Raw genomic sequence first — 23,168 nt, 5'->3', positions numbered from 1 at the left:
ACCAGCGAAGCCACATACTCGCCGATCGCGAGCGACGAGGTAGTCCTTGCTGTCGATCCACGCATGGTCGGGGCCGAAGCGGCAGGCGCCGGCGAGAACCCGGTCCATGGGCGCCCTACTCCGCCGTCAGGTGGCCGCGTTCGACCGCGCGGCGATACCTGGCGATGTCGCCCACGACGAACTTGCGGAACGCGTCGCCGCTGAGCGTGGACTCCTGCGCGCCGTCGGCGCGGTAGACGCGCAGCAAGTCCGGCTGCTGGAGCGCGGCCTTGACATGCCGCGCCAGCGTGTCGACCACCTCCTTGGGCGTGCCCGCAGGCGCGGCCAGGCCGTACCACTGCGTCATCGTCACGTCGATGCCGGACTCCTTGAGCGTCGGCACATCCGGCATCGCGGGAATGCGCTTGGCCGCGCTGATCGCCAACAGGCGCAGCTTGCCGGCGGAGATCTGGCCCATCAGCGGGGTATAGGGCGCGAACAGGCTGTCAACCTGGCCACCGATCAGATCGGTCACGGCTGGCCCCGAGCCTTTGTACGGGATATGCAGGATGTCGAGATTGGCCTGCTGCTTGACCATTTCCATGGTGATCTGCGCCGCGCCACCGGTACCGGTGGACGCATAGGTGGTCTTGCCCTTGCGCGCCTGCGCCACATAGTCCTGGATCGTCTTGAACCTGGAATTGGCGCTCACCAGCAGGCCGAACGGCGTTTCCACCAGTTGGCTGATCAGCACGAAATCCTCTGGCGCACGGTAAGGCAGGTTGGCGCGGATGGCCGGCGCGCTGCCCAGGTTGCCGCTCATCGCCAGCAGCAGCGTGTAGCCGTCGGGCTTGGCACGCGCCACGCTTTCGGCGGCGATATTGCCGCCGGCGCCGGGCTTGTTGTCCACCACTACCGTCTGGCCGATCTGGCGGGACAGTTCGTTGGCCAGCGTGCGGCCGTATAGGTCGCCGCCCCCGCCGGGCGGAAAGCCGATCACCAGGCGGATCGGCTGGTCGGGATACGCGGCCAGGGCGCTGCCGGTGCCAAGGGTGCCCAGCACGGCGGCCACGGCGCAGCACGCTGCCACGCTCGCGGCATGGCGGCTGACGCGGCGAAACAGGGAATCAGGGCGATGCATCTTGGGTTGCCTCCTCACGATGTCGGTCTTGTCTGGCAGCATCCGGCCGGTGCGATCTATCGTCGGTAAGCGGGTCCGGATGCGGGATTTGGCGGCGCGCGGCCGGCCCGGCTATCGGCAGCGCCATGCCTGCCGCGCGAGGGGGCCAATCGCCTCAAGCGGCCGCGCCTGTGGCGATACGCGCGCCGGGCTGGGCGCACCATTCACTCCACGAGCCGGGGTAAAGCACGGCGCCGGGCAAGCCCGCGATCTCCAGCGCCAGCAGGTTGTGGCAAGCGGTCACGCCCGAACCGCACTGGCTGACGAGTTCGGCGGGCTGGCGTCCGTCCACCAGCGCCAGGAATTCCTCGCGCAGCCTGGCGGCGGGCTTGAAGTTGCCGTTGGCGTCGAGGTTGTCGCGGAACAGCCGGTTGCGCGCGCCGGGAATATGGCCGCCGACGGGATCCATGGTCTCGTTCTCGCCGCGGAAGCGGTCCGGCGCGCGCGCGTCGAGCACCAGCCGTTCGCCGCTGTCCAGGTTGGCGCACAGCGTCTCGTAGGAGACAGTGCCGGCCAGCGGCGCACGCAGGCTCAGGGTGCCGGCCACTGGCGGCGGCGGCGCTTCGCCGGTGAGGGACAGGCCCGCCGCGTTCCACGCGGCCAGGCCACCGTCCAGGACGGCCACGGCGCTGTGGCCGATCCAGCGCAGCATCCACCACAGGCGCGCAGCGTACATGCCGCCGGCGTTGTCGTAGGCCACCACCTGCGTCTGGTCGCCGGCACCGAGGGCCCCCAGCACACGCACGAAGGCTTCTGGCGCGGGAAGCGGATGGCGGCCGTTGCGGCCGTTCTTTGGCGCGCTCAGCGTGTCTTCCAGGTGCACGTAGCGGGCCCCTGGAATATGACCGGCGTCGTAGGCGCGCCGGCCGGCCTGCGCATCGGTCAACTCGAAGCTGCAGTCGAGCACCAGCAGGGAGCCTGGCTGCGCGCCGTCGAGGTCGCGCGCCAGGGCATCGGCGGAAATCAGGGTCTGGTAGGTCATGGGCATGCGGTCTGCTTATTCCTTGAAAGTATCCAGCGCGTCCATCGCGCGCAGGGAGTAGACGTAGGCGGCGCCCGCGTTCAGCGCGATGGCGGTGCCCAGCGCCTCGGCCAGTTCCGCCTCCGTGACGCCGGCCTTGCGCGCTGCCGCCGCGTGAGCGGCTATGCAGCCGTCGCAGCGGGTGGTGACGGCGACCGCCAGCGCGATCAGTTCGCGGGTCTTGGCGTCCAGCGTGCCGGTGGCGCCCTGCGCTTCGTTCAGTGCGCGGAAGGCTGTCAGCACCTGCGGGTTGTGCGCCGCCAGCTGGCCGGCGGCCTTGCGGTTGTTGGAGAGCGTTTCAGTCCAGTTCTGCAGCATGGTGGCATCCTTTATCGACATCCATTTTCGAGACAAGCAGGGGATCGGCAATGCGTTATTGAGCGATCTGCGTGAGCAGTTCGGGCGTGGCGGCGCTCTTGTAGCGCGCGATGTCTTCGACGATGTAGCGGCGAAAAGCATCCAGCGGCAGGTTGCGCTCCATGGCCGCGTCCTTGCGGATGGCCTGCTGCACGTCCGGCTGCTCCAGCGCGCGGGAAAGATGATCGGACAGCGTCTTCACCACGGCCTGCGGCGTGCCCGCCGGCGCGGCCAGGCCGTACCACTGCGTCACCACCACGTCGACGCCGAGCTCCTTGAAGGTGGGCACCTCGGGCAGCGCGGGGCTGCGCTGCGCGCCGGTCAGCGCGAGCACGCGCAACTGGCCCTGCCTGACCTGTCCCATCAGCGGCGACGCCGTGGCGAAGAACATGTCGACCTGGCCGCCGATCAGGTCCGTGATGGCGGGGCCGGAGCCCTTGTAGGGCACGTGCAGCATGTCGACGCCGGCGCGCTGCTTGACCATCTCCATGCCGATATGCGCGGCGGCGCCGGTGCCAGTGGAGGCAAAGCTGAGCGTGCGCTTCCTCGCGGTGGCCAGTACCGTCCTGGCATCGGGAAACTTCGAATTGCTGGCCACGAACAGGCCGTGCGGCGCCTCGAGGATCAGCCCGATCGGCGTGAAGTCGTCCGGCACCTTGTAAGGCAGCGTGGACGGCTTCAGCGCGGGAGATACGGCCAGGTTGCCGCTCATCGCCAGCAGGATGGTGTAGCCGTCCGGCCTGGACTTGGCGACCACGTCGGCGGCGATATTGCCGCCCGCGCCGGCCCGGTTCTCCACTACCACGGTCTGCCCCAGCGACTTGCTCATGGCGTTGGCGATCAGGCGGCCGTAGAGATCGCCGCCACCGCCCGGCGGAAAGCCGACCACCAGCTTGATGGGCTGGTCGGGATAGGCAGCCTGCGCCGTTTGCACGGTTTGCGCGAAGGCCGCGGCGCCGAGCAGCAGGGCCAGCGCCGCGCGGCGCAGCCCGAGCGCGCCAGGAAAAGAACTTGCCATGGTGTCTGTCGCCTCCATCTGTTATGGGATGCGTGCCGTGCCGGCTCAGTGGCCGAGCCAGCCGTTTTGCTGCTGTGCGATCACGCGGTCGACCGAGGCCGCGCACTGCCCCAGGTAGCCGGCCGGGTCGGTGAGGCGCACGATTTCGGCTTCGCCGAGCACTTCGGCCAGGTGCTTGTGGCCGCGCATGGCCTCGGCAAAGTCGAGCTTGTGGCTGATGCCGTGCATCGACGCTTCGTAGATCCACTCGTGCGCGGTCTGCTTGCCCACGCGGGCGCCAAGCTCGATCATGACGTGCTCGGATAGCAGGTAGCCGCGCATGCGATCGAGGTTGGTGGCCATGCTGGCGGCATCCACGCGCAGGCCGGCCAGCAGGTTCCTGGCCTGGAACAGCATGGCGCCGGCGATCATGCAGCACTCCGGCAGCGCCTTCCATTCCATCTTCCAGGCGATGCCGTCGCGCTCGCCTTCCTGCACCATGCCTTCGAGCATCATGGCGGCGCTGTAGCGCAGTGGCCGCGACAGGCCCGCCAGGTTCTCGGCCGAGGTGGGGTTGCGCTTGTGCGGCATGGTGGAGGAACCCAGCTTGCCCTCGGAGAAGGCCTCTTCCACTTCGGAGAATTCGTTGCGCTGCATATTGAACAGCTCGTTACCGATCTTCGACAGCGTGGAGCCGATCATGGCCAGCAGCAGCGCGTATTCGGTGAAACGGTCGCGCGCCGGGGCCCAGCTGATCGCCGGTGTGCCGAGGCCGAGCTTGGCCAGCGTGCGGCGTTCGACTTCCGCCGCCTGCTCGCCGAGCGACGCCTGGCTGCCAACCGCGCCAGCCACCATGCCCACCAGCACGCGCGCTTCGCATTCCTTCAGGCGCTGGTGATGGCGGCCGAGTTCGTCGAGCCAGATCGCGCACTTGTGGCCAAAGGTGATCGGCAGCGCCTGCACGCCATGCGTGCGGCCCGCCATGGGCGTATCGCGGTGGGCGCCGGCCAGCCGCGACAGTTCGGTGCCGACTGCCTTCATGTCACGCATCACCACCGCATGGAACTCCTTGAGCTGCAGCGCCACGCCGGTGTCGACCACGTCCTGCGTGGTAGCGCCGAAATGTACCCACTCGCCATTCTCGCGCGAGCAGCGCGCCTGCAGCTGCTTGAGCGCGGGCACCAGCGAATGCTTGATGCGGCGGATCTCGGCGGACATCTGCGCCAGGTCGATGTTCTCGATCCTTGCCTGCGCGGCGATATCCCTGGCGGCTGCCTCCGGAATGATGCCAAGCTCCGCCTGCGCGGCGGCCAGCGCGGCCTCGAAGTCCAGCCACTTCTGCACGCGGTTGTCCTCGGAGAAGATGGCGCGCAGTTCGTCGGTGCCCCACAGATGCTGGAGCGATTGCATATCGAATACGGAAACGGGCATGGGAAGTCCTAGCGGTGAGAGGAAGACGTGGCCGGGGACACGCGCTCGCGCGGCAGCACGCGCCCGGGGTTGAAGGTGTTCAGAGGATCCAGCGCGGTCTTGACGCGCGCCATCAGGTCGAGCGCCACCGGCGACTTGTACTGCAGCAGCGCGGCTTGCTTGAGGCGACCAATGCCGTGCTCGGCAGAAATCGAGCCACGCAAGCGCGCGACCACGGCGTGGACCACCTCGTGCACATCGTCCTCGCGCGCACGGAAGGCATCGTCGGCCAATTCGGCGGGCTTGCTCTGGTTGTAGTGGAGGTTGCCGTCGCCCACATGGCCGAAGCACACCAGGCGGATGCCGGGCATCGCCTGCTCCAGCGCGGCCCCGGCTTCGGCAATAAAGACGGGAATCAGCGAGGTTGCCACGCAGATGTCGTGCTTGATCGACGGCCCGCACAGGCGTTGGGCTTCGGGCACGTGGTCGCGCAGTGCCCACAGTTCGTGGGCCTGGCGCTCGGACGCGGCGATCACGGCGTCGGCAACCAGGCCGTCTTCCATGGCCTCGCCCAGTATGTCTTCCACCGCCGGGCGCGGATCGAGCCGCGGCGAGGTCTCGGACACATCGAAGAGCACCGCCCAGGCATAGTTGTCCGGCAGCGGGTCGCGCATGCCCGCCAGCGGGTGCGCGAGCACCTGGGACAGCGCCTCGCGGCCGATCAGCTCGAAGGCGGTGACCCGCTCGCCCACGGCGCCGGTCAGGCGGCTTAGCATCTCCACTGCGGCTTGCGGATCGCGCACCGCCATCCAGGTGGTGATGACAGTACGGGGCGGCGGGAACAGCTTGAAGGTGACGGCCGTCACCACGCCCAGCGTGCCCTCGCTGCCGATGAAGAGCTGCTTGAGGTCGTAGCCGGTATTGTCCTTGCGCAGGCCCGCCAGGCTGTCGAGCACCTGGCCGTCTGCCAGCACCACTTCAACGCCAAGGGTCAGCTCGCGCGTATTGCCATAGCGCAGCACCTGCTCGCCGCCGGCATTGGTCGACAAGACGCCGCCCACGGTGGCGCTGCCTTCAGAGGCCAGCGACAGCGGGAACAGCCGGCCCTGCGCGGCGGCGGCTTCCTGCGCCGCCAGCACGGTGCAGCCGGCTTCCAGCGTCATGGTGTTGTTGAGCGGATCGACGCCGCGCACTGCGGTCATGCGGCCCAGGCTCAAGACCACTTCCGTGCGCGAGGCATCGGGGGTGGATCCGCCGACCAGCCCGGTATTGCCGCCCTGCGGCACCAGCGGCACGCCGTGCGCGCCGCACGCCGCCACCACACGAGCGACCTCGCCGGTGCTGGCCGGGCGCACCACGGCGCGCGCGGCACCCGGATAGTTGCGCCGCCAGTCCGAGACGTAGCGCGCCACGTCTTCCTCCCGCGTGAGGACGTTGGCAGCGCCGACGATGCTGGACAGCACAGCGATAAAAGGATCACTTCCGGATTGCATGGACTTGAAGCCTCAGGTAAGTGCCGCTGCGCCTGCCTTGGGGGGCTCGGCTTGCGATCAGCGACAATAGTCTCCGGCGGGGGCAAGGTCGATTGCCTTCCGGCATGGCCAAACCGCTCGGGCCAGCGCCTTGCCTCACCGCGCCTTGTTGTTTCATTGAATGAAATGTGTTTTAATGAATAAAACTATAGAGAGTCACGAAACCCGTGTCAAGCGTGGATTTCGTGGACGACACACGCCGAAAAGATGAAGACCTCACGCACCAAGACGTCCGCGGGCGCCAAGGCCGCGGCCACTGCCACGGCCGAGCCAGGTGGCGACGCCGATAGCGGACACGACGACGCCGTTTCAACCGGGCCCAAGCCGCCGGCTGGCGTGCTGGAGCGCGGCATCGCGATCCTCGAATGCTTCAGCGAAGAGCGCTTGCGCCTGTCGCTGCGCGAGCTTGCCGAATGCACCGGGCTGGACAAGGCCACGCTGCTGCGCCTGCTCGGCGTGCTGATGCGTGCGCGCATGGTTCACCGCTTCGACAGCGGCAGCTATGCGCCTGGACCGGCCCTGCTGCATATGGGCATGCTCTACCGCAGCACCTTCGATCTCGGCACGCGCATGCAGCCGGTGTTGCACAACACCATGCGGGAAACCGGCGAAACGGTGGCCTTCTATGTGCGCAGCGGCAACGAGCGCGTCTGTCTGTTCCGCGAGAACACATCGAAGGAGGTGCGCCATCATGTGGAGGTCGGCACGCGCATCCGGCTGGCCGACGGCGGCTCCTCGGCGCACGTGTTGAAGGCCTTCACCGGCGACGACACGCCGCAGGCGAAGGACATCCATGAAAGGGGCTACGCGATGACGCGTTCCGAGCGCGTGGCCGAAATGGCCTCGGTGGCGCTACCGGTGTTCGAAAGCGACGGCACCTTCCTGGGCGCGCTGGTAGTCATCGGGCTCGCTTCGCGCCACAACGAGCAAGCCCAGTTGAGGGCTGTCGACGTGGTGCGCCGCGAGTTGGCGCAGCAGGGCTTCAACACCAAACCTTCCGCCACCCACTGAACGGCTCTGCGCGCCATACTGCACGCGCCAGGGGCGAGTGCGCGCAGCTTAGCCCGGTGCGGCCGCGCCGAACAACGCCGGCGGCACGGTGCAAGCCGCCTGGTCCCCATCCGCATCGGCGAAGCCTGCGCACCAGCCGGCAATGCCGGCGGCTGTGGGGTCGTCCATGGCAGGTGCGAAGGCGCGCATCCGGGCCTGCAGGGCGGCCCAGTCGAACGGGTCTTCCGGATCGCCGCGCCGCAATTCACGCAGCGCGCTGACGCGCCGGCCGTCGCGTAGCGCAATGGTGACCCTGGCCGGCCGCTTGCGCGGGAAGGCAAGCTGGAACTCGTCGTCGGTCGCGACCTTGATCTTCTCAGCAAGCGCGAGCAGCGCCGGTGAGTCCAGCTCGGGCGCTTCCATGTCCTCGATGCCCAAGCTGCCTTTGAGCAAGAGCGTGGCAACAACGTAGCGCAGGCTGAAACAGGTTTCGGCGGGCTTGGCGGGCCATATCACCCCGGCGATCTTGAGCGCGTGGGGAAAGATCGTCACGTCGACCGACACGATCTCCTCGGGGGTGAAGGCATGCGCGGCCATCAGCGCGCGGGTCGCGTCCAGCGGCGTGAAGAGTTGCGCGCAGCAAGGCCAGGCCTTGATGGTGGCCGTGTTGATGCGCTCCGGCGCGTCCAGCTCGCCGTCCAGCGCCTGCAGCGGCCCGTCGCCGGCCATCAGCGCATAGAGGCCGCGCTTGCCCGTCATGAAGGCTCGGGCGCCGGGCAACCCGGCGCGCGCGGCGAACGCCGCGTAAATGCCGTTGCGCACCGCAAAGGCCGGATGGAGCGACTTGGATTCGTGCGCGTCGTCGTCGACCAGTTGCCAGAGACCGGCCGCCTGCGTGGCGCCGATCCCCATGGCGTGATGCAACTGAACGGGCGTCAGCCCCAACGCCACACCGGCCGCCGCCGCAGCCCCCACGGCGCCGGCCGTCGCCGTCGCATGGAAGTTGGCCGCGTGCCGGGTGCCGAGCGCCTCCCCCACGCGCAATGAAACCTCATAGCCGGCCACGATGGCATCGGCCACGCGACGCTGGCTCAGGCCCTGCGCGACGGCCAGCGCCAGCACCGGCGAGATGGCGATCACGCCCGGATGCAGCATGGCCGCGCGATGCGCATCGTCGATTTCGCGTAGATGGGCAATGCCGGCGTTGGCAAACGCCGCACCCAGTGGCGTCATGCCGCGCCCGCCAAACACCGCGGCGGGACCCTCCTCGCCGGGCATGCAATCCCGCGCCAGCGTGCGCATGGTCGCCGCCTGCGGCATCGGGCTCGCCGACCAGCCGGCCGTGAACCAGTCGAGCAAGGCCTGGGCGAGGCGGTCCCGGGTGGGCTGCGCCAGGGGTCGATGTTGCATGGCGGCCACGTGCTCCGCCAGTTTCGTCTCCGCAAGATTCTGCATATGATGATTTCATTCAATGAAAGATGTTTCATTATATAAAACCATCGGCGTTTGCCATGACTATTTCTGTCCAACCATTGGTTGACCGTGCCGCCTTGAGTTCACGATTGCCTTGCCCGCATCCCCCAGCAACGCGCCTGCGATCTCCATGACGATGGCCGCCATGGTGACACCCGGCCCGAAGATCGCGCTCACCCCCTGGCCGCGCAGCCGCCGGGCGTGGCTGGCGGGAATCACGCCGCCCGCGAAGACCAACGCTTCCAGCCGGCGAGCGCGCAGGCCATCGATGAGGCGAGGCAGCAACGCCAGGTGGGCGCCCGCCAGGGACGATGCACCCACCGCGTCAACCCGCCCGTGCACGGCCATCGCCGCAGCGTCTTCCGGCGACTGGAACAGCGGCCCCAGCGTGACCGCGAACCCGGCATCGGAGAGCGCCGCGGCCACGGCCCTGGCGCCGCGGTCATGGCCGTCCTGCCCGAGCTTGGCAATCAGGATGCGCGGCGGCCTGCCAAGGCGCGCCGCCAGCGCATGGACCTGCTCGCGGGCCGCTTCCCAGGCCGGGCTGTCGTGCAGGGCCACGCCGTAGGCTTGGCGGGCGTAGCGAGGCGCCATCGCATGGCGCGGCCACACTGGCTCCAGCGCCTGCGTGCACTCGCCAATGGTCGCGCGGCAGCGGATGGCGTTCATGGTCAGGGCCAGCAGGTTTTCCTCGCCGCTGCGCGCCGCGTCAGTCAGCGCGCGCAGCGCACGGGATACGGCTGCGTGGTCGCGGCTTGCCCGCAGGCTGGCCAGGCGCTCGCCCTGCTGTGCCCGGACCTGCCGCCCGTCGATCTCCCGGCAGGATGGCGCCTCGTCGGCCGCCGCCTGGTAGCGGTTGACGCCGACGATAACGCGCCTGCCTTCGTCGATGTCCGCCTGCGTGGCCACGGCGGCGCGATGAATGCGCTCATGCACCCAGCCCGACTCGATTGCGGCCAGCACGCCACCAGCAGCGGCAATCTCGGCCATCACCGCGCGCACCTCTTGCGCCATCTGCGCGGTCAGCGACTCCATCATGTAGGAGCCGGCCCACGGGTCGGCCACGCCGCACAGGCCCATCTCGTGCTGCAGGATCAGCTGGGTATCGCGCGCCAGCCTGGCGGAATGGACACTGGGCAGGGCCAGGGCTTCGTCGTAGGCGTTGGTGTGCAGCGACTGCGTGCCGCCGAACACCGCGGCCATGGCTTCCACCGTGGTCCGCACGATGTTGTTGTCCGGCTGCTTTGCCGTCAGCGACCATCCCGAAGTCTGGCAGTGCGTGCGCAGCGTGGTGGCGCGATCCGTGGTGCCCCCGAGCCCGCGAACGATCTCGCACCACAGCAGCCGGGCGGCGCGCAGCTTGGCGATCTCGATGAAGAAATCCTTGCCCACGCCGAAGAAGAAGCTCAGGCGCGCGCAGAATGCGTCCACATCCAGCCCGCGCTCGCCGATGTGCCTGACGTATTCTTGCCCGTTGGCCAGCGTCAGCGCCAGTTCCAGCACCGGGTCCGCCCCGGCTTCCTGGAAGTGGTAGCCGGAAATCGACATGCCGTTGAATCTCGGCACATGCCGCGACAGGTAAGCCACCACATCCGCGCAGATCCGCATCGACGGCCCGGGCGCGAAGATCCAGGTGTTGCGGACCATGTACTCCTTGAGGATGTCGTTCTGGATCGTCCCGCTGAGTTGCTCGAGCGGGACGCCGGCTTCCTCGGCCGTCACCAGGAACGCGGCCAGCACCGGCAGGACGGCCCCACTCATGGTCATGGAGACGGAGACGCGGTCCAGTGCGATGCCATCGAACAAGCGCTTCATGTCCTCGACGGAATCGATCGCCACGCCGGCCATGCCAACGTCCGCCTGCGCCAGCGGATGATCGGAGTCGTAGCCACGATGGGTCGGCAGGTCGAACGCGACCGACAAACCCTGCGCCCCCTGCGCCAGCGCCTGCCGGAATGCCAGGTTGGAGGCGGTGGCGTCGGCAAAGCCCGCGTACTGCCGGATGGTCCACGGCTTGCCCGCGTACATGGAGCGATGCGGCCCGCGCACGAACGGCGCCTCGCCGGGCAGCGTGCCCAGGTGCTGCAACCCATCCAGGTCAGCAGCGGTATAGACGGGCTTGAGCGCCAGTCCCCTTCCATCAGCTGCGCTCATCGCACTCTCCACCGCTTGCGTGTCACCACATCGGCGATCTTCTCGCCGTCGCTGCCGCGCCGGACCTCGCACCAATGGGCTAGTCCGCCCTGCCCGATCTCCACGGCGGAGAACGACAGTTCCAGCGCTTCGCCAAGATTGACGTTGCCGTGGAAGAACAGGTCGCGCCCCGCAATCACCGGCGGCTCGTCGAAACGCTGCCATTGCCATTCGGCGCGGTCGACGATGGCCTGGAAGTTGGCGAAGTAGAGCAGGTCCGCGCCGTTGAAGTCGGTATAGGGGCAAGGCAGGTATTCGGCCATGTGGCGGCCAAGGTGCCGTGCCTGCTCCAGGCCAAGATGGGTGGTCCAGTCGCCCGCCCGGAAGCGCTTGGCGAGCGCGCCCATCTCCGCCGCCGCAGCGGGTGGCGGCCCGTCCGCCGGCATGTTGAAAGCAGCCCTGACCACCGAACGATTGTCGCGTTCGCGCTCACGGCGGATGAAGGTGGACATCATCGATACCTCGGCACGTCTTGCACCTGAGCCACCCCCATCGCCATCGAGCCTCAGCGCATGCGTGCTGAAGTGGCGCGCGCCGGCCACCCGCATCAACTGCGTGTTCACCGAGAAGCCGGCGTTCTCGCCAAGCGCTTCCAGCGAGGCCTCCCGCAGCCGGATCGCGGTGAACGCGGCGTAAGCCTTGTTGCCCTGCGCGTCGCGGAACGCCGGCAGCGCCTGCCCGGACAGCGCCGCCAGCCCCTGCCAGTGCAGGTCGCCGCAAGCCTTGAGCAGCCAGTTCTCCGACAGGCCGGTATAGGACAGGTTCGGCATGCCGGCGACATAGCTTGTGCTAGCGCGAAACATGTCAGGCTGCCAGGGCTTGCGCGCCAAGCTTCTCGCTGACTACGGCCGCCAGGTACCCGGCATCGCGCGCAATGCCCGAAAAGCGCCCGGAGCCCCAGGTGTGCAGCCACGGCAGGCCGAGGAAGTACAGGCCGTCCTGCGCTGTCACGCCACGCACGTGGCCGGGATAGCCGCGCCCGTTGAACACCGGCGCCTCCAGCCAGCTGAAATCCGGGCGGAACCCGATGCACCAGACGATGGCGCCGATGCCCGCCTGCTCCACGTCGAGTGCCCAGCGCTCCTCGCCCGGCGTCCATACCGGCACATAGGTGCTGGCGGTGGGCGCGGCAATGCCGTGCTTGTCGATGAACTTGTCGATGCTGGCGTTGATGCGGTTGTAGGTGTCGTCCGCATCGTCGAGGTTGGCTTTCAGGTTCGGCGTGAAGCGCAGCTTGCCGTCATGGAAATCTTCCAGCGCGCCGAACAGCTCCATGCCTTCGGTGGCGAACTTGCGCAGGTCGATGTCGCGCCCGCCATCGCGGCCGGTCACGTAGTGATTGGTGTTGTCGCGCACGCCTTCGCGCAGCGGATGCTCCTGCACCGGCATGTCGTAGTACTGCATGTCGGCCAGCCAGTCCACTACATCCCGGCCACGGTAGAAGCGCGCGCAGCGCGGCGCCTGGCCAACGGCCAGGAACACCTTGCGGCCCGCCAGGTGCAGGTCTTCCGCGATCTGCGCGCCGGACTGGCCGGAGCCCACCACCAGCACGCCGCCTTCGGGCAAGGCTTGCGCGCTACGGTACTCGGAGGACTGGATCTGCCGGATGCTGGCCGGCAGGCGCTCGGCCATGCGCGGCACGATCGGCGTGTGATAGCCGCCGGAGGCCACCACCACCTGCCCGGCTGTGAAGTCGCCCTGCGAGGTAGCGACAAGATAGCCGCCCTGCTCCAGCGGTTTCACGCGCCGGACCTCGGTGTGCTCCAGCACCGGGGCGTTCACCATGCGGATAAAGCCGTCGAGGTACGCGGTGATCTCATCCTTCTTCATGAAGCCGTGCGGGTCGTTGCCCTGGTAGGGATAGCCGGGCAAGGCGCACTGCCAGTTCGGCGTGACCAGGCAGAAGGCATCCCAGCGCTGGCTGCGCCAGGTGTGGGTGACGGTGTGCTTCTCGATCACGAGATGATCGATGCCGGCCTGCTTGAGGTAGTAGCTCATGGACAAGCCAGCCTGGCCGCCGCCGACGACGATGACGCTGTAGTGCTTGGGAGCGGTGCCGGTGGCCTGGGTTTCGTTGAGGGTGGTAGACATGTTGGGTCCTTCTTTGAATGCTGTGTGAGGGTCGGCCAAGTGCTAAATGTTGTCTCCCCTCTCCCGTTTGCGGGAGAGGGGCGGGGGAGAGGGCGGGCGGTGGCAGCGGCGAAGGCTCTCACTCCGAGCTAGCGCCCACCCTCTCCCCCGGCCCCTCTCCCACTGCGTGGGAGAGGGGAGCAAACCAGTGGTGCGAAAGTACCTACCGCCCAAAGCCAAGCACGCGCACCGTGGCGTCCGGCTGCGCGCAAAAACGCGCGGCGCTTGTCTCGATCTGTTCAAGCTGGTCCATGGCAGAAGAGCAGGCATAGCCATACTTGGCCCTGACGCGCTCCGAGGCGCTGCCCAGCGCGCGCCTGGCGATCTCCAGGAACTCGTCCAGCGTGTAGTCCTGCCCCGGGACAAAGAACTCCGTGATCACCGAAGACGGGGAGTAACAGGTGGCCTCGCTCTGGTCGGGCCAACGTATGCGGAAATGGGTGACTGGCATGAAGGCTCCTCAGGCATCGATGTGGGTGGCGTCCCGCGCTGGACACTCAGCCCGCGGAACGATGAAGGCGTCGTGCGCGAAATCCCACAGCAAAGCGCTCTCCCCGCCCGCGCCGACCATGACCCGACGCGAATCGTCGATCACGCCGATCTGCGCGCAAGCAATGTCCCGCGCGCCAAAGCGCGCGGTAACGCGCTCCACGTCCTCCTCCCGCACGGCGAGCAGAAAGCCATAGCTGGGAAACGCGGAAAGCCAGCGCTCCATGGGCACGCCCGCGGGCGCCGGGATACGGTCCAGGTCGATCCGCGCGCCCACGCCGGAGCATTCCAGCAGCATCAGCGCCGTGCCCAGCGTGCCGGCCATGCTGATGTCCTTGGCCGCGGCGCACAGGCCGTCCTCGGCCAGCGCGGGCAGTAGTTCGAGATCGGCCCGCAGCCGCGCGGGCGGCGCCTCGGTGGAGGCGTTCCAGTATGGATACGGCTCGGCAAAGGCGCCGCGCAAATCGACCGCCATGAGCAGCCGGTCGCCCGGCCGCGCAGCGAAGCTCGATAGCAATCGGCGCGCCCGACCGACAATGGCCACCGCAAGCTGGGCGTGATCACTGCGGGCATTGCTGTGCCCCCCAACGATGGGCACGCCATAGGCCGCGGAGGCCGCCGCCATGCCCTTGAGGACTTCGGCGCCGTCGGCCACGCCGTGGCTCCAAATGGCGTCCACCACGGCCAGCGGCCGGCCACCCATGGCATAGATGTCGCTGACATTGACCATCACCGCGCTATAGCCCGCGAACCACGGCTTGGCATCGATGAAATCCCGGACCATGCCTTCGATCGCAAACAGCAGGTAGCCATCATGGTCGGCAATGGCGGCGCAATCGTCGCCCACCGCCACCGCCTGCCCGAGATCGCGCATGCCGCCCGGCAGCGCATTGCCCAGCGACGACAGCACGCCGGCGATGTCGGTCTTGTGGCCAAAGCCGCGGCTGGCGCGCAGGCTTTGCACAATCTGCGCGACGCTCATGTCCCGCTCCTGCCCAGCGTCGACAAGCCGACGCGCGGCGTCAGGCACGCCGGGTAGAAGTCCAGGTCCGCCTGCATCAGGTGGTGCGGGCGGCCGAGCAACGTTTCCTCGGCCAGCACATGCCAATGCAAGCGGCGGAACAGCGGCACATTCTGGCTCTGCACGTGGGCGAGGAAGCGGGTGCAGCCCAGCCCGTTCGCGCTGCTCACCGCCAGCTTGATCAGCGTCGCGCCGATCTTGCCGTGGCTGCGGTACGCGACGTGCACGGCAAGCCGGGAGCCAAACCACACGCCAGGCTCGGTTTCGTGGATGCGCACGGTGCCGACCACCATCTCGGGCTCGCCCGCCTGGCACTTCACCGCCACCAGCAACTGCGCCCTGCCGTCCATCTCGTCCATCTCATCGATCTCGTCGCGGTCGTCCCCAACAAAGATGCCTTGCTCATGGCAGAACACCGCCCGGCGCAGCGCCATGGCCTGCTCCTCCTCCCACTGCACCCCGGCCCAGCGGATGCGGAACGTGGTGGCCACGGGCACTTCCACACAGAGATCGTCGCTCATGCCGCCACCTCTTCATACGAAGACAGCGAGGAGCAAGCGCCGCACTTGCCGCAACCCGCCTTGATATCCGCCGAGCGCATGCCCGCCGCGCTGATCATGGCGCCGAGCGGCTTGAGGATGGACTTCATGAACGCCGGCGGCGGCGCCGGATGGTCTTCCAGCGGCGTGCCGGTAATGGGCACGAAGGGCACCACGAAGGGGTAGACGCCAAGCTCGACCAGTTCCTTCGAGATCGACAGGATGGTCTCAGCGCTGTCACCAAGGCCGGCGAGGATATACGTGCTCACCTGCCCCCGGCCGAACACCGCAACCGCGGCCTTGAAGGCTTCCATATAACGGCTGATCGGCACCGCCGCCTTGCCCGGCATGATCCGCTCACGCAGGGCCGGCGTGACCACTTCCAGGTGCATGCCCAGCGTGTCGATACCCGAGGCCTTCATGCGGTCGAACCAGCGGTCGTCGTCCGGTGGCTCGCACTGCGCCTGGATTGGCAGGTCCACCGCGGCCTTGATCGCGAACGCGCTTTCGCAAAGGATGCGGGCGCCACGGTCGGGCGTGGGCGGCGTGCCGGTGGTCAGCACCATATGCTTGACGCCGTCCAGCAGCACCGCGGCGCGCGCCACTTCAGCCAGTTGCTCCGGTGTCTTGCGCGCAATGGTGCGCCCCGCCGCGAGCGATTGCCCGATCGCGCAGAACTTGCAGGTCTTGCGCCGGCTCTCGTAGCGGATGCAGGTTTGCAGCACCGTGGTAGCCAGCACGTCCGCGCTGTGCAGCGTGGCGATGTGCGAATACGGCACGCCGTCCATCGTCTGCAGGGCATAGAAGCGCGGCGCCTTCGGAAAGCTGATGTTCGCAATCGGGATCGTGCCGCGCATCAGCGCGCTGGTGCCCTTGCCATCCGGCGACGACGCCACGTACGGCGAATGCCAGGCGGTGTTGGTATGCACCGGCACCATGATGGTCACGCCGTCCACGGTCACCGCCTTGTGGTCCGACGGACCCGCGCCGCCGCGCCGGCTGGCGGCGCCCGCCGCCGGGTCGAGCAGGCGCAGCCCCACCGATTGCAGCTCGGTCCGAAGTTCAGTTACCGACAACCGGCTCGAGGCCGAAGTCATCTCGCTGGAGTTCATGGTGGGTGCTCCCGTGGTAGTTGGAGAATGCGGTGGCCATGGGCGATGCTGTCGCCGCCGGCCGGTCGTTGATGGCAAGGCTGAGCAATTCGGGCCGGGCGTAGTGCCCCACCGAATCCATCATTCGCTTGCGCTTGGTGATGAGCGACATGTCCAGATCCGCTATCACCATGCCCTCGCCCTCGCGCAGCGGCGGCGCCAAGTGCTGGCCCTCCGGCGACACGATGGCGGTGTTGCAGCCGCCGCGCAGCGCCTTTTGCAAGGCGGGGTCGGTGGTCACCGAGGCGATCTGCTCGTCGGTCAGCCAGCCGGTGGCGTTCACCACGAAGCAGCCGGATTCCAGCGCGTGATGCCGAATGGTGACTTCGATCTGGTCGGCAAAAATGGGCCCCACCAGCGAGCCGGGAAACTGGCTGCAATGGATTTCCTCGTGCTGGGTCATCAGCGCGTAGCGGGCCAGCGGGTTGTAGTGCTCCCAGCAAGCCAGCGCGCCCACGCGGCCGATGGTGGTATCGGCCACCTTCAGGCCGGCCGCGTCGCCCTGGCCCCAGATCATGCGTTCATGGAAGGTCGGCGTGATCTTGCGGCGCTTGAGCACCAGGCGGCCGTCGGTATCGAAGATGAGCTGCGTGTTGTAGAGGCTGCCGTGGTCGCGCTCGTTGACGCCGAGCACCACCACCATGGCGTGCCGGTGCGCGCGCTCGGACACGGCATGGGTGACGGGGCCGGGCACCACCACCGCCTGCTCGTACAGGCGCATGTGGTCGCTGCCGGATTGCACGGGCGGCCGTACGAAGGAGAAGTACGGGTAGTACGGCAGGAAGGTTTCCGGGAAGACGATCAGCTGCACGCCTTCCCGCGCCGCGCGGTCGATGGCCTCGCAGACTTTGGCGAGGGTGCCTTCGCCGTGCTCGAGGTCCGGTGAGATCTGGACCGCGGCCGCGCGCACAATGCGTTTCTGTGACATGGTGATGCCCGCCTTTTTTCTAAGCGTTGAAGCGTTAAACCGAAACGTTAAACCGTCCAGGTATCCAGGATCAGCGCGTTCTCTTTGCGGTGGATCAGCTTCAGGTCCAGCACGTCGAGCGGGCTGATCGGGCGGATGCCTTCGATCAGCGACGCTTCGCCATGGCCATAGAGCGCCTGCAGCGCGAAGCGGCAGGCGTAGACCTTGCCGCCCTCTTCCATGAACTTGGTGATCTGCTTGTTGAAGTTGAGGTGGCCGGCGAAGGCTTCGTCGCCCAGCGTGGGAAAACCGCGCTGCAGGCCAAGCGTCACGCCCGGGCCATACAGCAGGATGGAGGTCTCGAAGCCCTTGCGTTGCAGGCGCGTGGCCTGCAACAGGTTGACGAAGCCGATCGAGCCTTCGAAGGCCACGGTGTGGAAGGTGACCAGGGCCTTCTCGCCCGGTTCTGCCTTGACGTCCTCGAATACCTTCTCTTCGTAGTCGACCAGGAAGTCGCCTTTCTTGTGGGCCGGTTTGTTGACTGCGGGCATGTTGCACTCCATAGGGTTGGTGGATCAGTCGATCGATCGGCGCTGGGCCGACACCACTCCTTGAGCATGGGACATGCCATCTGCCATGCCCGCCCATGCGATCAATTGCCGATCAAGCAGCGAATCGCTCATTGATCGCATCGCTGATTTTCCGGATGGCGAAATGTGCGCGAAACGCTTGTGCGTTTGCCGATACAGGCGTTTGGAGGCCATGCACTGCGACGGAACACGCCAGCAGGGCGAACGCGCCCGCAAGCGGTGCAATTCCGCGATTTCGCACCATCATTGCGCAATTAATTATGCGATCAATTGGATGGCAAAAAACGATCATTGTGGTAGCCTGAAACGTCTGATGAACCCGCACCGAACGCCAGGAGCCCGCCTTGTCCGGACTTGCCAGCCATTGGCTCAAACGCCTCTCCGAGAGCGCCAAACCCGCTTACCTGATGATCCCCGACCTGATCGAGGAAGACCTGGCAAGCGGCCGCCTGCAAGCGCGCGACCGCCTCCCGGCGCTGCGCGACCTGGCCGATGCGCTGCAGCTCAACTACACCACCGTGGCACGCGCCTACGCGGAAGCCCGCAAGCGCGGGCTAATCGACGCCAAGGCCGGCAGCGGCACCTTTGTGCGCGGGCGTGCGCCGGCGCTGCCGCTGCGCGCGGGCACGGGTGCCGAAATGACCATGAACAACCCGCCCGAGCCGCCGGCGCTGACCGTGAGGCTGCGCGAGTCGGCAGCACGCCTGATGAGCACAACGGATCCCTACGACCTGCTGCGCTACCAGGATTTCGGCGGCACGCCGGCGGATCGCGCCGTGGCGACCGAATGGCTGAAACGCTATGTGCCCGCCTGCCGCGCGGATACCGTGCTGATCTGCCCGGGCATTCACAGCGCGCTGGTGGCGCTGGTGTCGCTGCTGGCCCGGCCCGGGCAGACGATCTGCCTGGATACGCTGGCCTACCCCGGCATCAAGGCCATCGCCACGCAGCTCGGCGTGCAACTGCAGGCCCTGCCCAGCGATGAGGAAGGCCCCCTCGGCCCCGCGTTTGAGACGCTATGCAAGACGCAAAAGCCCAGCGCGCTGTACTGCAATCCCACGCTGCAGAACCCCAGCACCAAAACGATGCCCCAGGGACGGCGCGAAATCCTGGCGGATATCGCCCTGCGCTACAGCGTGCCGATCATCGAGGACGATGCCTACGGCATGCTGCCGCAGCGCACGCCCGATGCGCTGGCCACGCTCGCGCCGGAGCTCACCTACTACGTCACCGGCCTGTCGAAATGCTTTGGCGCCGGATTACGCATTGCCTTTATCAACGGCCCCACCGCGCGCCAGACCCAGCGTCTGGCCGGCACCCTGCGCGCCACAACCGTCATGGCGAGCCCGTTCAATACACTGCTGGCCACGTCGTGGATCAAGGACGGCACGGCGGAAGACATGCTCAAGGCCATTCGCGCCGAGTGCGTGGCCCGCCAGCTCGTGGCGCGCGAGGTCTTTGCGGGACGGCCCTACGACGCTGACCCGGAAGGCTTCCATCTCTGGCTGCCAATTCCCCCGGACAGCGGCTGGCGCCCCTCGGAGCTGGCACTGCATCTGCGCTCGCGCAGCATCGGCGCGGTGTCGAGCGCGGCGTTTTCCACCGATGGCAATCCGCCGGATGCGATCCGTCTCTGCCTGGGCGGGCCGGGAGAGCGCGACGAGATGGAGGAATCGCTGCAGATCGTGGCGGATATGCTGGACGATCCGCACCATCTGCACTCGGCGATGCTGTAGCGGGCCATTGCGCCTTCGCCTTGCCGGCTTTTTGCCGGCTTCGTTTCTAATTGGCGACGCAAGTCCCGGACGCTTTCACTGCCCAGGTTGAGGCGAGAGCGGCTCGGCAGGCATCGGCGCAAGGCTGCGCGCGATCACCAGTTGCTGGCCATCCCCGCTCGCCACTGCCAGGTCCAGCAGCTTTCTCCGGATGCGAGCCTGGAAATCCGGATCGAGCCCCGTCTTTCCGGCTTCATAAAGGCCGAGCATCTGCCGGAATACCAACGCCGGCGCGACGTCGTCCGGCAGCGCTGCGATCACCTCCGCCGCCCGCTTGCACCAGGCAAGATCCGCTGCGCCAAGATCCGCACCGGTCATCGCCAGACTCAGCGTGCGCACCCGACGGCTCTGCGCAAAGTATGTGTTGCCGCGGCTATTCGTCATGCCGCAGAACAGATAGCTGCCCTCGACGTCCAGCACATAGGCCATCTTCGGAACCGGCTTGCCATCGGCGCCACCCCGCGTGGAGAATCCCCTGCCGAAATCGCCCTCTCCCACGATGGCGTCGAAGATCCAGTACGCCTGCGCATGGCGGCTGGGCAGGCGCACCGACACGGTACGGCCTTGCCGGTCGGTAACGCCGAAGACCACGCTGGCCTTCTCCCCCGGGCCAACCGGTATGCCCGCGATCTGGTGCTCCGGCAGCGCCAGCCGATAGCGCGCTTGCGGCATGGGCTCCCCGGTCACCGCATCGCGCAGCACGAACTGATGCCGGTATGGGCCTTCGCCGACCGTTCCGGGCCCGCGGTAGTCGCGGGCCTGGGAAATGCCGGGCAGCGCTAATGCCGCCAGCAGGATTACGCGGCTCAGGAAAGGGAATTGACTGGTCATTGCCTTCAGTGTCGGATTGAAATCGCCCACGCTCAGCGATTTTGCTATTTATGGCGATTTCAAAGCGACGGATTCTACGCCAGCCAGGCCGCGGGCGCGTGCCTGTCTAGCGCCAGTTGATCACCGACTCGGCGCCGTGGCAGCTAGCGTAGTTGTCGCATCCGGCGCAGGCCGGTTCGGGACACGGGTGCAGGTCCAGCCGCCGGCATAGCTCGTGGTAGAAGAACTTCTTCCACTTCATGTCCGTGGTGTTGGCCGCATAGAGCGAAGGAAAGTACGCCTGCAGCAAGCGCGAAACATCGTGCCGGCCCGACAAGCCCATGTCGTGCCAGAGATGGGAGCCGCCAAAGCAGCCGCTGGCCAGCGCGTGCGCGGCCCAGCGCGTTTCCGGGCGAGCGGGATTGCCAGATGCGATCAGCATCTGCACCAGGTCGGGAAACTCGCAAGGCAAGGCGGCGGCATCGACCGGCACCGACTCCGGCGCCCACCCCGCCGCCCTTGCACCAGGAAAGCAGTGATCCAGCATCTGCCAGAACTCGGGCTCGGCAAGCCCCAACCACTGCGCGAACCTGGGCAGCCAGGCCGCGTTGGCGCTTTCCAGCACGCCGGCCAGCGCGCGGCAGGCCGGCTCGCCGGGCGAGAGCGAAAACGCATCCAGAATCAGCAACGACTGGTTCACGGCAATGCCTTGTGGAGCTGGGCTCGCAAGCCATTGCCGATCCCGGCGGTGGCCGGGTGGCGGCTGGCGATTGCCCAATGACCGAAATATAGCGATGTATATAACGGTAGTCAATGCGAGGCGCCACGGGCATCACGGCTGCGCCACGAGCGCATTGGAGGCGACGCATCACGGTGCTGCGAGCGATAGGAAAGCCAGCGGGCAGATTCCTTGCATCGATAGGAAGTGATGGGCGTGCACCTTGTCTAAGCTGTCTCCCAGCAACGCCGACCGGGAGAGTACTGTGGACAGACGTGGATTTGCAACGATTTGCGGCGCCGCCTTGCTGGCGCCCACAACGCGGTCGTATTCGGCTGCGCCCGAATATCCGGCAAGGGAGGCATCGACTGCCGGCAACTTGCCCGGGCAAGCCGCGGCGGCGGTGCGTTCGGCGCGGTCGATGGACGAGGCATTCACGCAATGGGGGCACGCTGCAGCGATTGCCCTTCCTTTCCGCCATATGACGGCACTGGTCACGAAGCATGCGAGCGAAGGCGCCGACGACCCCGGTGACGTCCGTCGCATCTTCTCCAGCGTACCGTCTGCCTATCCTGTGGGAGGCTGGAAGCATCTGTCTGGCAGCGAATGGTCGGCCCATGTCCTGCAGGCGCAACGCGTCCTGGTCGCCTCGGGCAGCAGCGCACTGGTTCGCTATTTTCCCGATCACGCCCTGCTGCGCTCGCTGGGAACAAGGACGCTTGTCAACATCCCGCTGGTCGTCTGCCAGCGTACTGTCGGGGCGCTGGCATTGCTTTGCGAGCAGGAGCGCATCGACCCGGCCGCCCTCGCCCGCATCGAGGCACTCGCTCCCTATACCGCCCCGTTATTCGTCCTGAGCCAGGCGGATGCCGGCTGACCGCGCCCCTTCGCGCCATTTGCGGACCGCATCATGCCGACCACGCTGGCCATCTGCGCCTTGCTGATCTGGAGCACGCTTGCCGTTTCCGTGGTGAGCCTGTCCGCACTTCCCCCGTTGTTGACCACCGGGCTGGCGCTGATCGGGGGCGGCGCACTTGGCCTGCCCTGGGTGCGCTGGCGCCATTTGCGCGCCAGACCTTTGCTGGTGGGAAGTGCCGCCATGCTTGGCTATCATGCGCTCTACTTCCTGAGCTTGCAGACGGCAGATCCGGTGGCGGCCAACCTGTTGCACTACCTGTGGCCGCTATTCATCATCGTCCTCACGCCGCTGATGCTTAGGCGGCAGGGCGGACACGCGCTGGCCCGGCATCATGTCGCGGCCGGGCTGCTGGGCTTTGCCGGCGCGGCGGCATGTGTTGGCGCGGTGCCCGCGTTCAACGCAAGCGCCTGGCTCGGATACACGCTTGCCTTGGTCTCGGCGCTGGTCTGGGCGTATTTCTCGGTATGGTCAAGGCGCTTCGCCGAAGTGCCGACGTCCACCGTATCGCTCTACTGTCTCGCGGCCGGCGTGGTGTCACTGGCGATCTACGCGGCGCCCGCCCCGACATGGGCGTCGGCCATGGCCACGGCGGATCAGCCCGGACTGTCGCTGGACCTCAAGCAATGGCTGACTCTCGGCTACCTCAGCCTTGGGCCGCTCGGGGGAGCGTTTTACCTGTGGGACTACGCGATGAAGAAGGGAAATCCCCATCGCATCGCCTTGTTCGCCTACGCGGTGCCGGTGGTCTCGACCCTGTTCGTCCATGTCTTCCTTGGCCGGCGCGTCGAACCGGCGACCCTGCTGGGGGCCCTGCTGGTCACGGCTGCAGTGGGCCTGGGCAACCGGCCGGCGCGGCGAGCGTAGCTGCCGCCGGCCAGCCTCGGCGGCGCGGCGTCCTATCTTTGAGAGGAAAACCGTAGCGCCCGGTGCTATGTGCCGTCGGTGTCCGCCAACGCGCGGGAGGGCTAAAAAGTAGGTATCCAAATC

The 23,168-nt window shown here is 67.3% G+C and carries 23 protein-coding genes; 4 read left to right on the top strand and 19 right to left on the bottom strand.

Annotation, left to right across the window (positions count from 1 at the left end):
* Positions 1–115: 115 nt before the first annotated feature.
* The 6 genes from ACGLHR_RS21990 to ACGLHR_RS21965 form a co-directional block, all read right to left on the bottom strand.
* Positions 116–1,120, bottom strand: a complete 1,005-nt coding sequence (locus tag ACGLHR_RS21990; protein ID WP_400096349.1) for a Bug family tripartite tricarboxylate transporter substrate binding protein — start codon at positions 1,118–1,120, stop codon at positions 116–118.
* A gap of 154 nt (positions 1,121–1,274) precedes the next feature.
* The gene (locus ACGLHR_RS21985; RefSeq protein WP_400096348.1) at positions 1,275–2,147 is read right to left on the bottom strand and encodes a sulfurtransferase; all 873 of its coding nucleotides are present in this window, start codon (positions 2,145–2,147) and stop codon (positions 1,275–1,277) included.
* A gap of 9 nt (positions 2,148–2,156) precedes the next feature.
* Entirely contained in the window at positions 2,157–2,498 is a 342-nt protein-coding gene (locus ACGLHR_RS21980; protein ID WP_400096358.1) for a carboxymuconolactone decarboxylase family protein, read from the bottom strand.
* Positions 2,499–2,553: 55 nt separating this feature from the next.
* Positions 2,554–3,555, bottom strand: coding sequence for a Bug family tripartite tricarboxylate transporter substrate binding protein (locus tag ACGLHR_RS21975; RefSeq protein ID WP_400096347.1), 1,002 nt, complete (start codon positions 3,553–3,555; stop codon positions 2,554–2,556).
* 45 nt (positions 3,556–3,600) lie between these two features.
* The gene (purB, locus tag ACGLHR_RS21970; RefSeq protein WP_400096346.1) at positions 3,601–4,965 is read right to left on the bottom strand and encodes an adenylosuccinate lyase; all 1,365 of its coding nucleotides are present in this window, start codon (positions 4,963–4,965) and stop codon (positions 3,601–3,603) included.
* A gap of 8 nt (positions 4,966–4,973) precedes the next feature.
* Positions 4,974–6,437 carry an FAD-binding oxidoreductase gene (locus ACGLHR_RS21965; protein ID WP_400096345.1) on the bottom strand — a complete coding sequence of 488 codons (1,464 nt, stop codon included), beginning with the start codon at positions 6,435–6,437 and terminating at the stop codon, positions 4,974–4,976.
* Positions 6,438–6,683: 246 nt separating this feature from the next.
* Between ACGLHR_RS21965 and ACGLHR_RS21960 the strand changes: the two genes are divergently transcribed.
* Entirely contained in the window at positions 6,684–7,487 is an 804-nt protein-coding gene (locus ACGLHR_RS21960; protein WP_400096344.1) for an IclR family transcriptional regulator, read from the top strand.
* 48 nt (positions 7,488–7,535) lie between these two features.
* Here ACGLHR_RS21960 and ACGLHR_RS21955 read toward each other — a convergent pair whose 3' ends face one another.
* The 11 genes from ACGLHR_RS21955 to ACGLHR_RS21905 form a co-directional block, all read right to left on the bottom strand.
* Positions 7,536–8,921 carry an MmgE/PrpD family protein gene (locus ACGLHR_RS21955; protein WP_400096343.1) on the bottom strand — a complete coding sequence of 462 codons (1,386 nt, stop codon included), beginning with the start codon at positions 8,919–8,921 and terminating at the stop codon, positions 7,536–7,538.
* A 60-nt stretch (positions 8,922–8,981) separates the two neighbouring features.
* Positions 8,982–11,093: a methylmalonyl-CoA mutase gene (gene scpA / locus ACGLHR_RS21950; RefSeq protein WP_400096342.1), complete on the bottom strand. Its 2,112-nt coding sequence runs from the start codon at positions 11,091–11,093 to the stop codon at positions 8,982–8,984.
* Positions 11,090–11,935, bottom strand: a complete 846-nt coding sequence (locus ACGLHR_RS21945) for a Pnap_2097 family protein (protein ID WP_400096341.1) — start codon at positions 11,933–11,935, stop codon at positions 11,090–11,092. The genes scpA and ACGLHR_RS21945 overlap by 4 nt, the downstream gene beginning before the upstream one ends.
* Before the next feature lies 1 nt (position 11,936).
* Positions 11,937–13,223: an MSMEG_0569 family flavin-dependent oxidoreductase gene (locus tag ACGLHR_RS21940; protein ID WP_400096340.1), complete on the bottom strand. Its 1,287-nt coding sequence runs from the start codon at positions 13,221–13,223 to the stop codon at positions 11,937–11,939.
* Between the two features lie 202 nt (positions 13,224–13,425).
* Entirely contained in the window at positions 13,426–13,713 is a 288-nt protein-coding gene (locus tag ACGLHR_RS21935) for an MSMEG_0570 family nitrogen starvation response protein (RefSeq protein WP_318235083.1), read from the bottom strand.
* A 9-nt stretch (positions 13,714–13,722) separates the two neighbouring features.
* Positions 13,723–14,733, bottom strand: coding sequence for a sll0787 family AIR synthase-like protein (locus ACGLHR_RS21930; protein WP_400096339.1), 1,011 nt, complete (start codon positions 14,731–14,733; stop codon positions 13,723–13,725).
* Positions 14,730–15,293 carry an MSMEG_0567/Sll0786 family nitrogen starvation N-acetyltransferase gene (locus ACGLHR_RS21925; protein WP_400096338.1) on the bottom strand — a complete coding sequence of 188 codons (564 nt, stop codon included), beginning with the start codon at positions 15,291–15,293 and terminating at the stop codon, positions 14,730–14,732. The genes ACGLHR_RS21930 and ACGLHR_RS21925 overlap by 4 nt, the downstream gene beginning before the upstream one ends.
* On the bottom strand, positions 15,290–16,423 hold the full coding sequence (locus ACGLHR_RS21920; protein ID WP_400096337.1) for an MSMEG_0568 family radical SAM protein: 1,134 nt from the start codon (positions 16,421–16,423) through the stop codon (positions 15,290–15,292). The genes ACGLHR_RS21925 and ACGLHR_RS21920 overlap by 4 nt, the downstream gene beginning before the upstream one ends.
* A complete protein-coding gene (locus ACGLHR_RS21915; protein ID WP_400096336.1) occupies positions 16,374–17,390 on the bottom strand; it encodes a Nit6803 family nitrilase in 1,017 nt (338 codons plus the stop codon). The genes ACGLHR_RS21920 and ACGLHR_RS21915 overlap by 50 nt, the downstream gene beginning before the upstream one ends.
* A 47-nt stretch (positions 17,391–17,437) precedes the next feature.
* Positions 17,438–17,920 carry an MSMEG_0572/Sll0783 family nitrogen starvation response protein gene (locus ACGLHR_RS21910; protein ID WP_035811662.1) on the bottom strand — a complete coding sequence of 161 codons (483 nt, stop codon included), beginning with the start codon at positions 17,918–17,920 and terminating at the stop codon, positions 17,438–17,440.
* Positions 17,921–18,032: 112 nt separating this feature from the next.
* Positions 18,033–18,332 carry a hypothetical protein gene (locus tag ACGLHR_RS21905; protein ID WP_400096335.1) on the bottom strand — a complete coding sequence of 100 codons (300 nt, stop codon included), beginning with the start codon at positions 18,330–18,332 and terminating at the stop codon, positions 18,033–18,035.
* Between ACGLHR_RS21905 and ACGLHR_RS21900 the strand changes: the two genes are divergently transcribed.
* The gene (locus ACGLHR_RS21900; RefSeq protein ID WP_400096334.1) at positions 18,304–19,695 is read left to right on the top strand and encodes a PLP-dependent aminotransferase family protein; all 1,392 of its coding nucleotides are present in this window, start codon (positions 18,304–18,306) and stop codon (positions 19,693–19,695) included. The two genes, ACGLHR_RS21905 and ACGLHR_RS21900, sit on opposite strands and share 29 nt — an antisense overlap.
* 75 nt (positions 19,696–19,770) lie before the next feature.
* On the opposite strand, the gene ACGLHR_RS21895 is transcribed toward ACGLHR_RS21900, so the two are convergent.
* On the bottom strand, positions 19,771–20,565 hold the full coding sequence (locus ACGLHR_RS21895; protein WP_400096333.1) for a hypothetical protein: 795 nt from the start codon (positions 20,563–20,565) through the stop codon (positions 19,771–19,773).
* A 106-nt stretch (positions 20,566–20,671) separates the two neighbouring features.
* Positions 20,672–21,244, bottom strand: a complete 573-nt coding sequence (locus ACGLHR_RS21890; RefSeq protein WP_400096332.1) for a nitrogen fixation protein NifQ — start codon at positions 21,242–21,244, stop codon at positions 20,672–20,674.
* A gap of 439 nt (positions 21,245–21,683) precedes the next feature.
* Between ACGLHR_RS21890 and ACGLHR_RS21885 the strand changes: the two genes are divergently transcribed.
* Together ACGLHR_RS21885 and ACGLHR_RS21880 are read left to right on the top strand one after the other, a co-directional pair.
* Positions 21,684–22,139, top strand: coding sequence for a GAF domain-containing protein (locus ACGLHR_RS21885; RefSeq protein ID WP_400096331.1), 456 nt, complete (start codon positions 21,684–21,686; stop codon positions 22,137–22,139).
* Positions 22,140–22,172: 33 nt separating this feature from the next.
* Positions 22,173–23,045 (top strand): DMT family transporter, encoded by an 873-nt coding sequence (locus tag ACGLHR_RS21880; protein WP_400096330.1) that lies wholly within the window; start codon positions 22,173–22,175, stop codon positions 23,043–23,045.
* Positions 23,046–23,168 lie beyond the last annotated feature (123 nt).

Origin of the sequence: Cupriavidus sp. CuC1 (genome assembly GCF_044627735.1) — a bacterium.
In the GTDB taxonomy this organism is placed as follows: domain Bacteria; phylum Pseudomonadota; class Gammaproteobacteria; order Burkholderiales; family Burkholderiaceae; genus Cupriavidus; species Cupriavidus ulmosensis.
Note: the sequence above shows the minus strand (reverse complement) of the source record. Positions and strands in the feature narration are given on the sequence as shown.

Excerpts from the sequence above, each read along its gene's own strand:
- ACGLHR_RS21990 (WP_400096349.1), bottom strand. The coding sequence starts at position 1,120 with ATGCATCGCCCTGATTCCCTGTTTCGCCGCGTCAGCCGCCATGCCGCG.
- ACGLHR_RS21985 (WP_400096348.1), bottom strand. The coding sequence starts at position 2,147 with ATGCCCATGACCTACCAGACCCTGATTTCCGCCGATGCCCTGGCGCGC.
- ACGLHR_RS21980 (WP_400096358.1), bottom strand. The coding sequence starts at position 2,498 with ATGCTGCAGAACTGGACTGAAACGCTCTCCAACAACCGCAAGGCCGCC.
- ACGLHR_RS21975 (WP_400096347.1), bottom strand. The coding sequence starts at position 3,555 with ATGGCAAGTTCTTTTCCTGGCGCGCTCGGGCTGCGCCGCGCGGCGCTG.
- purB (WP_400096346.1), bottom strand. The coding sequence starts at position 4,965 with ATGCCCGTTTCCGTATTCGATATGCAATCGCTCCAGCATCTGTGGGGC.
- ACGLHR_RS21965 (WP_400096345.1), bottom strand. The coding sequence starts at position 6,437 with ATGCAATCCGGAAGTGATCCTTTTATCGCTGTGCTGTCCAGCATCGTC.
- ACGLHR_RS21960 (WP_400096344.1), top strand. The coding sequence starts at position 6,684 with ATGAAGACCTCACGCACCAAGACGTCCGCGGGCGCCAAGGCCGCGGCC.
- ACGLHR_RS21955 (WP_400096343.1), bottom strand. The coding sequence starts at position 8,921 with ATGCAGAATCTTGCGGAGACGAAACTGGCGGAGCACGTGGCCGCCATG.
- scpA (WP_400096342.1), bottom strand. The coding sequence starts at position 11,093 with ATGAGCGCAGCTGATGGAAGGGGACTGGCGCTCAAGCCCGTCTATACC.
- ACGLHR_RS21945 (WP_400096341.1), bottom strand. The coding sequence starts at position 11,935 with ATGTTTCGCGCTAGCACAAGCTATGTCGCCGGCATGCCGAACCTGTCC.
- ACGLHR_RS21940 (WP_400096340.1), bottom strand. The coding sequence starts at position 13,223 with ATGTCTACCACCCTCAACGAAACCCAGGCCACCGGCACCGCTCCCAAG.
- ACGLHR_RS21935 (WP_318235083.1), bottom strand. The coding sequence starts at position 13,713 with ATGCCAGTCACCCATTTCCGCATACGTTGGCCCGACCAGAGCGAGGCC.
- ACGLHR_RS21930 (WP_400096339.1), bottom strand. The coding sequence starts at position 14,733 with ATGAGCGTCGCGCAGATTGTGCAAAGCCTGCGCGCCAGCCGCGGCTTT.
- ACGLHR_RS21925 (WP_400096338.1), bottom strand. The coding sequence starts at position 15,293 with ATGAGCGACGATCTCTGTGTGGAAGTGCCCGTGGCCACCACGTTCCGC.
- ACGLHR_RS21920 (WP_400096337.1), bottom strand. The coding sequence starts at position 16,423 with ATGAACTCCAGCGAGATGACTTCGGCCTCGAGCCGGTTGTCGGTAACT.
- ACGLHR_RS21915 (WP_400096336.1), bottom strand. The coding sequence starts at position 17,390 with ATGTCACAGAAACGCATTGTGCGCGCGGCCGCGGTCCAGATCTCACCG.
- ACGLHR_RS21910 (WP_035811662.1), bottom strand. The coding sequence starts at position 17,920 with ATGCCCGCAGTCAACAAACCGGCCCACAAGAAAGGCGACTTCCTGGTC.
- ACGLHR_RS21895 (WP_400096333.1), bottom strand. The coding sequence starts at position 20,565 with ATGACCAGTCAATTCCCTTTCCTGAGCCGCGTAATCCTGCTGGCGGCA.
- ACGLHR_RS21885 (WP_400096331.1), top strand. The coding sequence starts at position 21,684 with ATGGACGAGGCATTCACGCAATGGGGGCACGCTGCAGCGATTGCCCTT.
- ACGLHR_RS21880 (WP_400096330.1), top strand. The coding sequence starts at position 22,173 with ATGCCGACCACGCTGGCCATCTGCGCCTTGCTGATCTGGAGCACGCTT.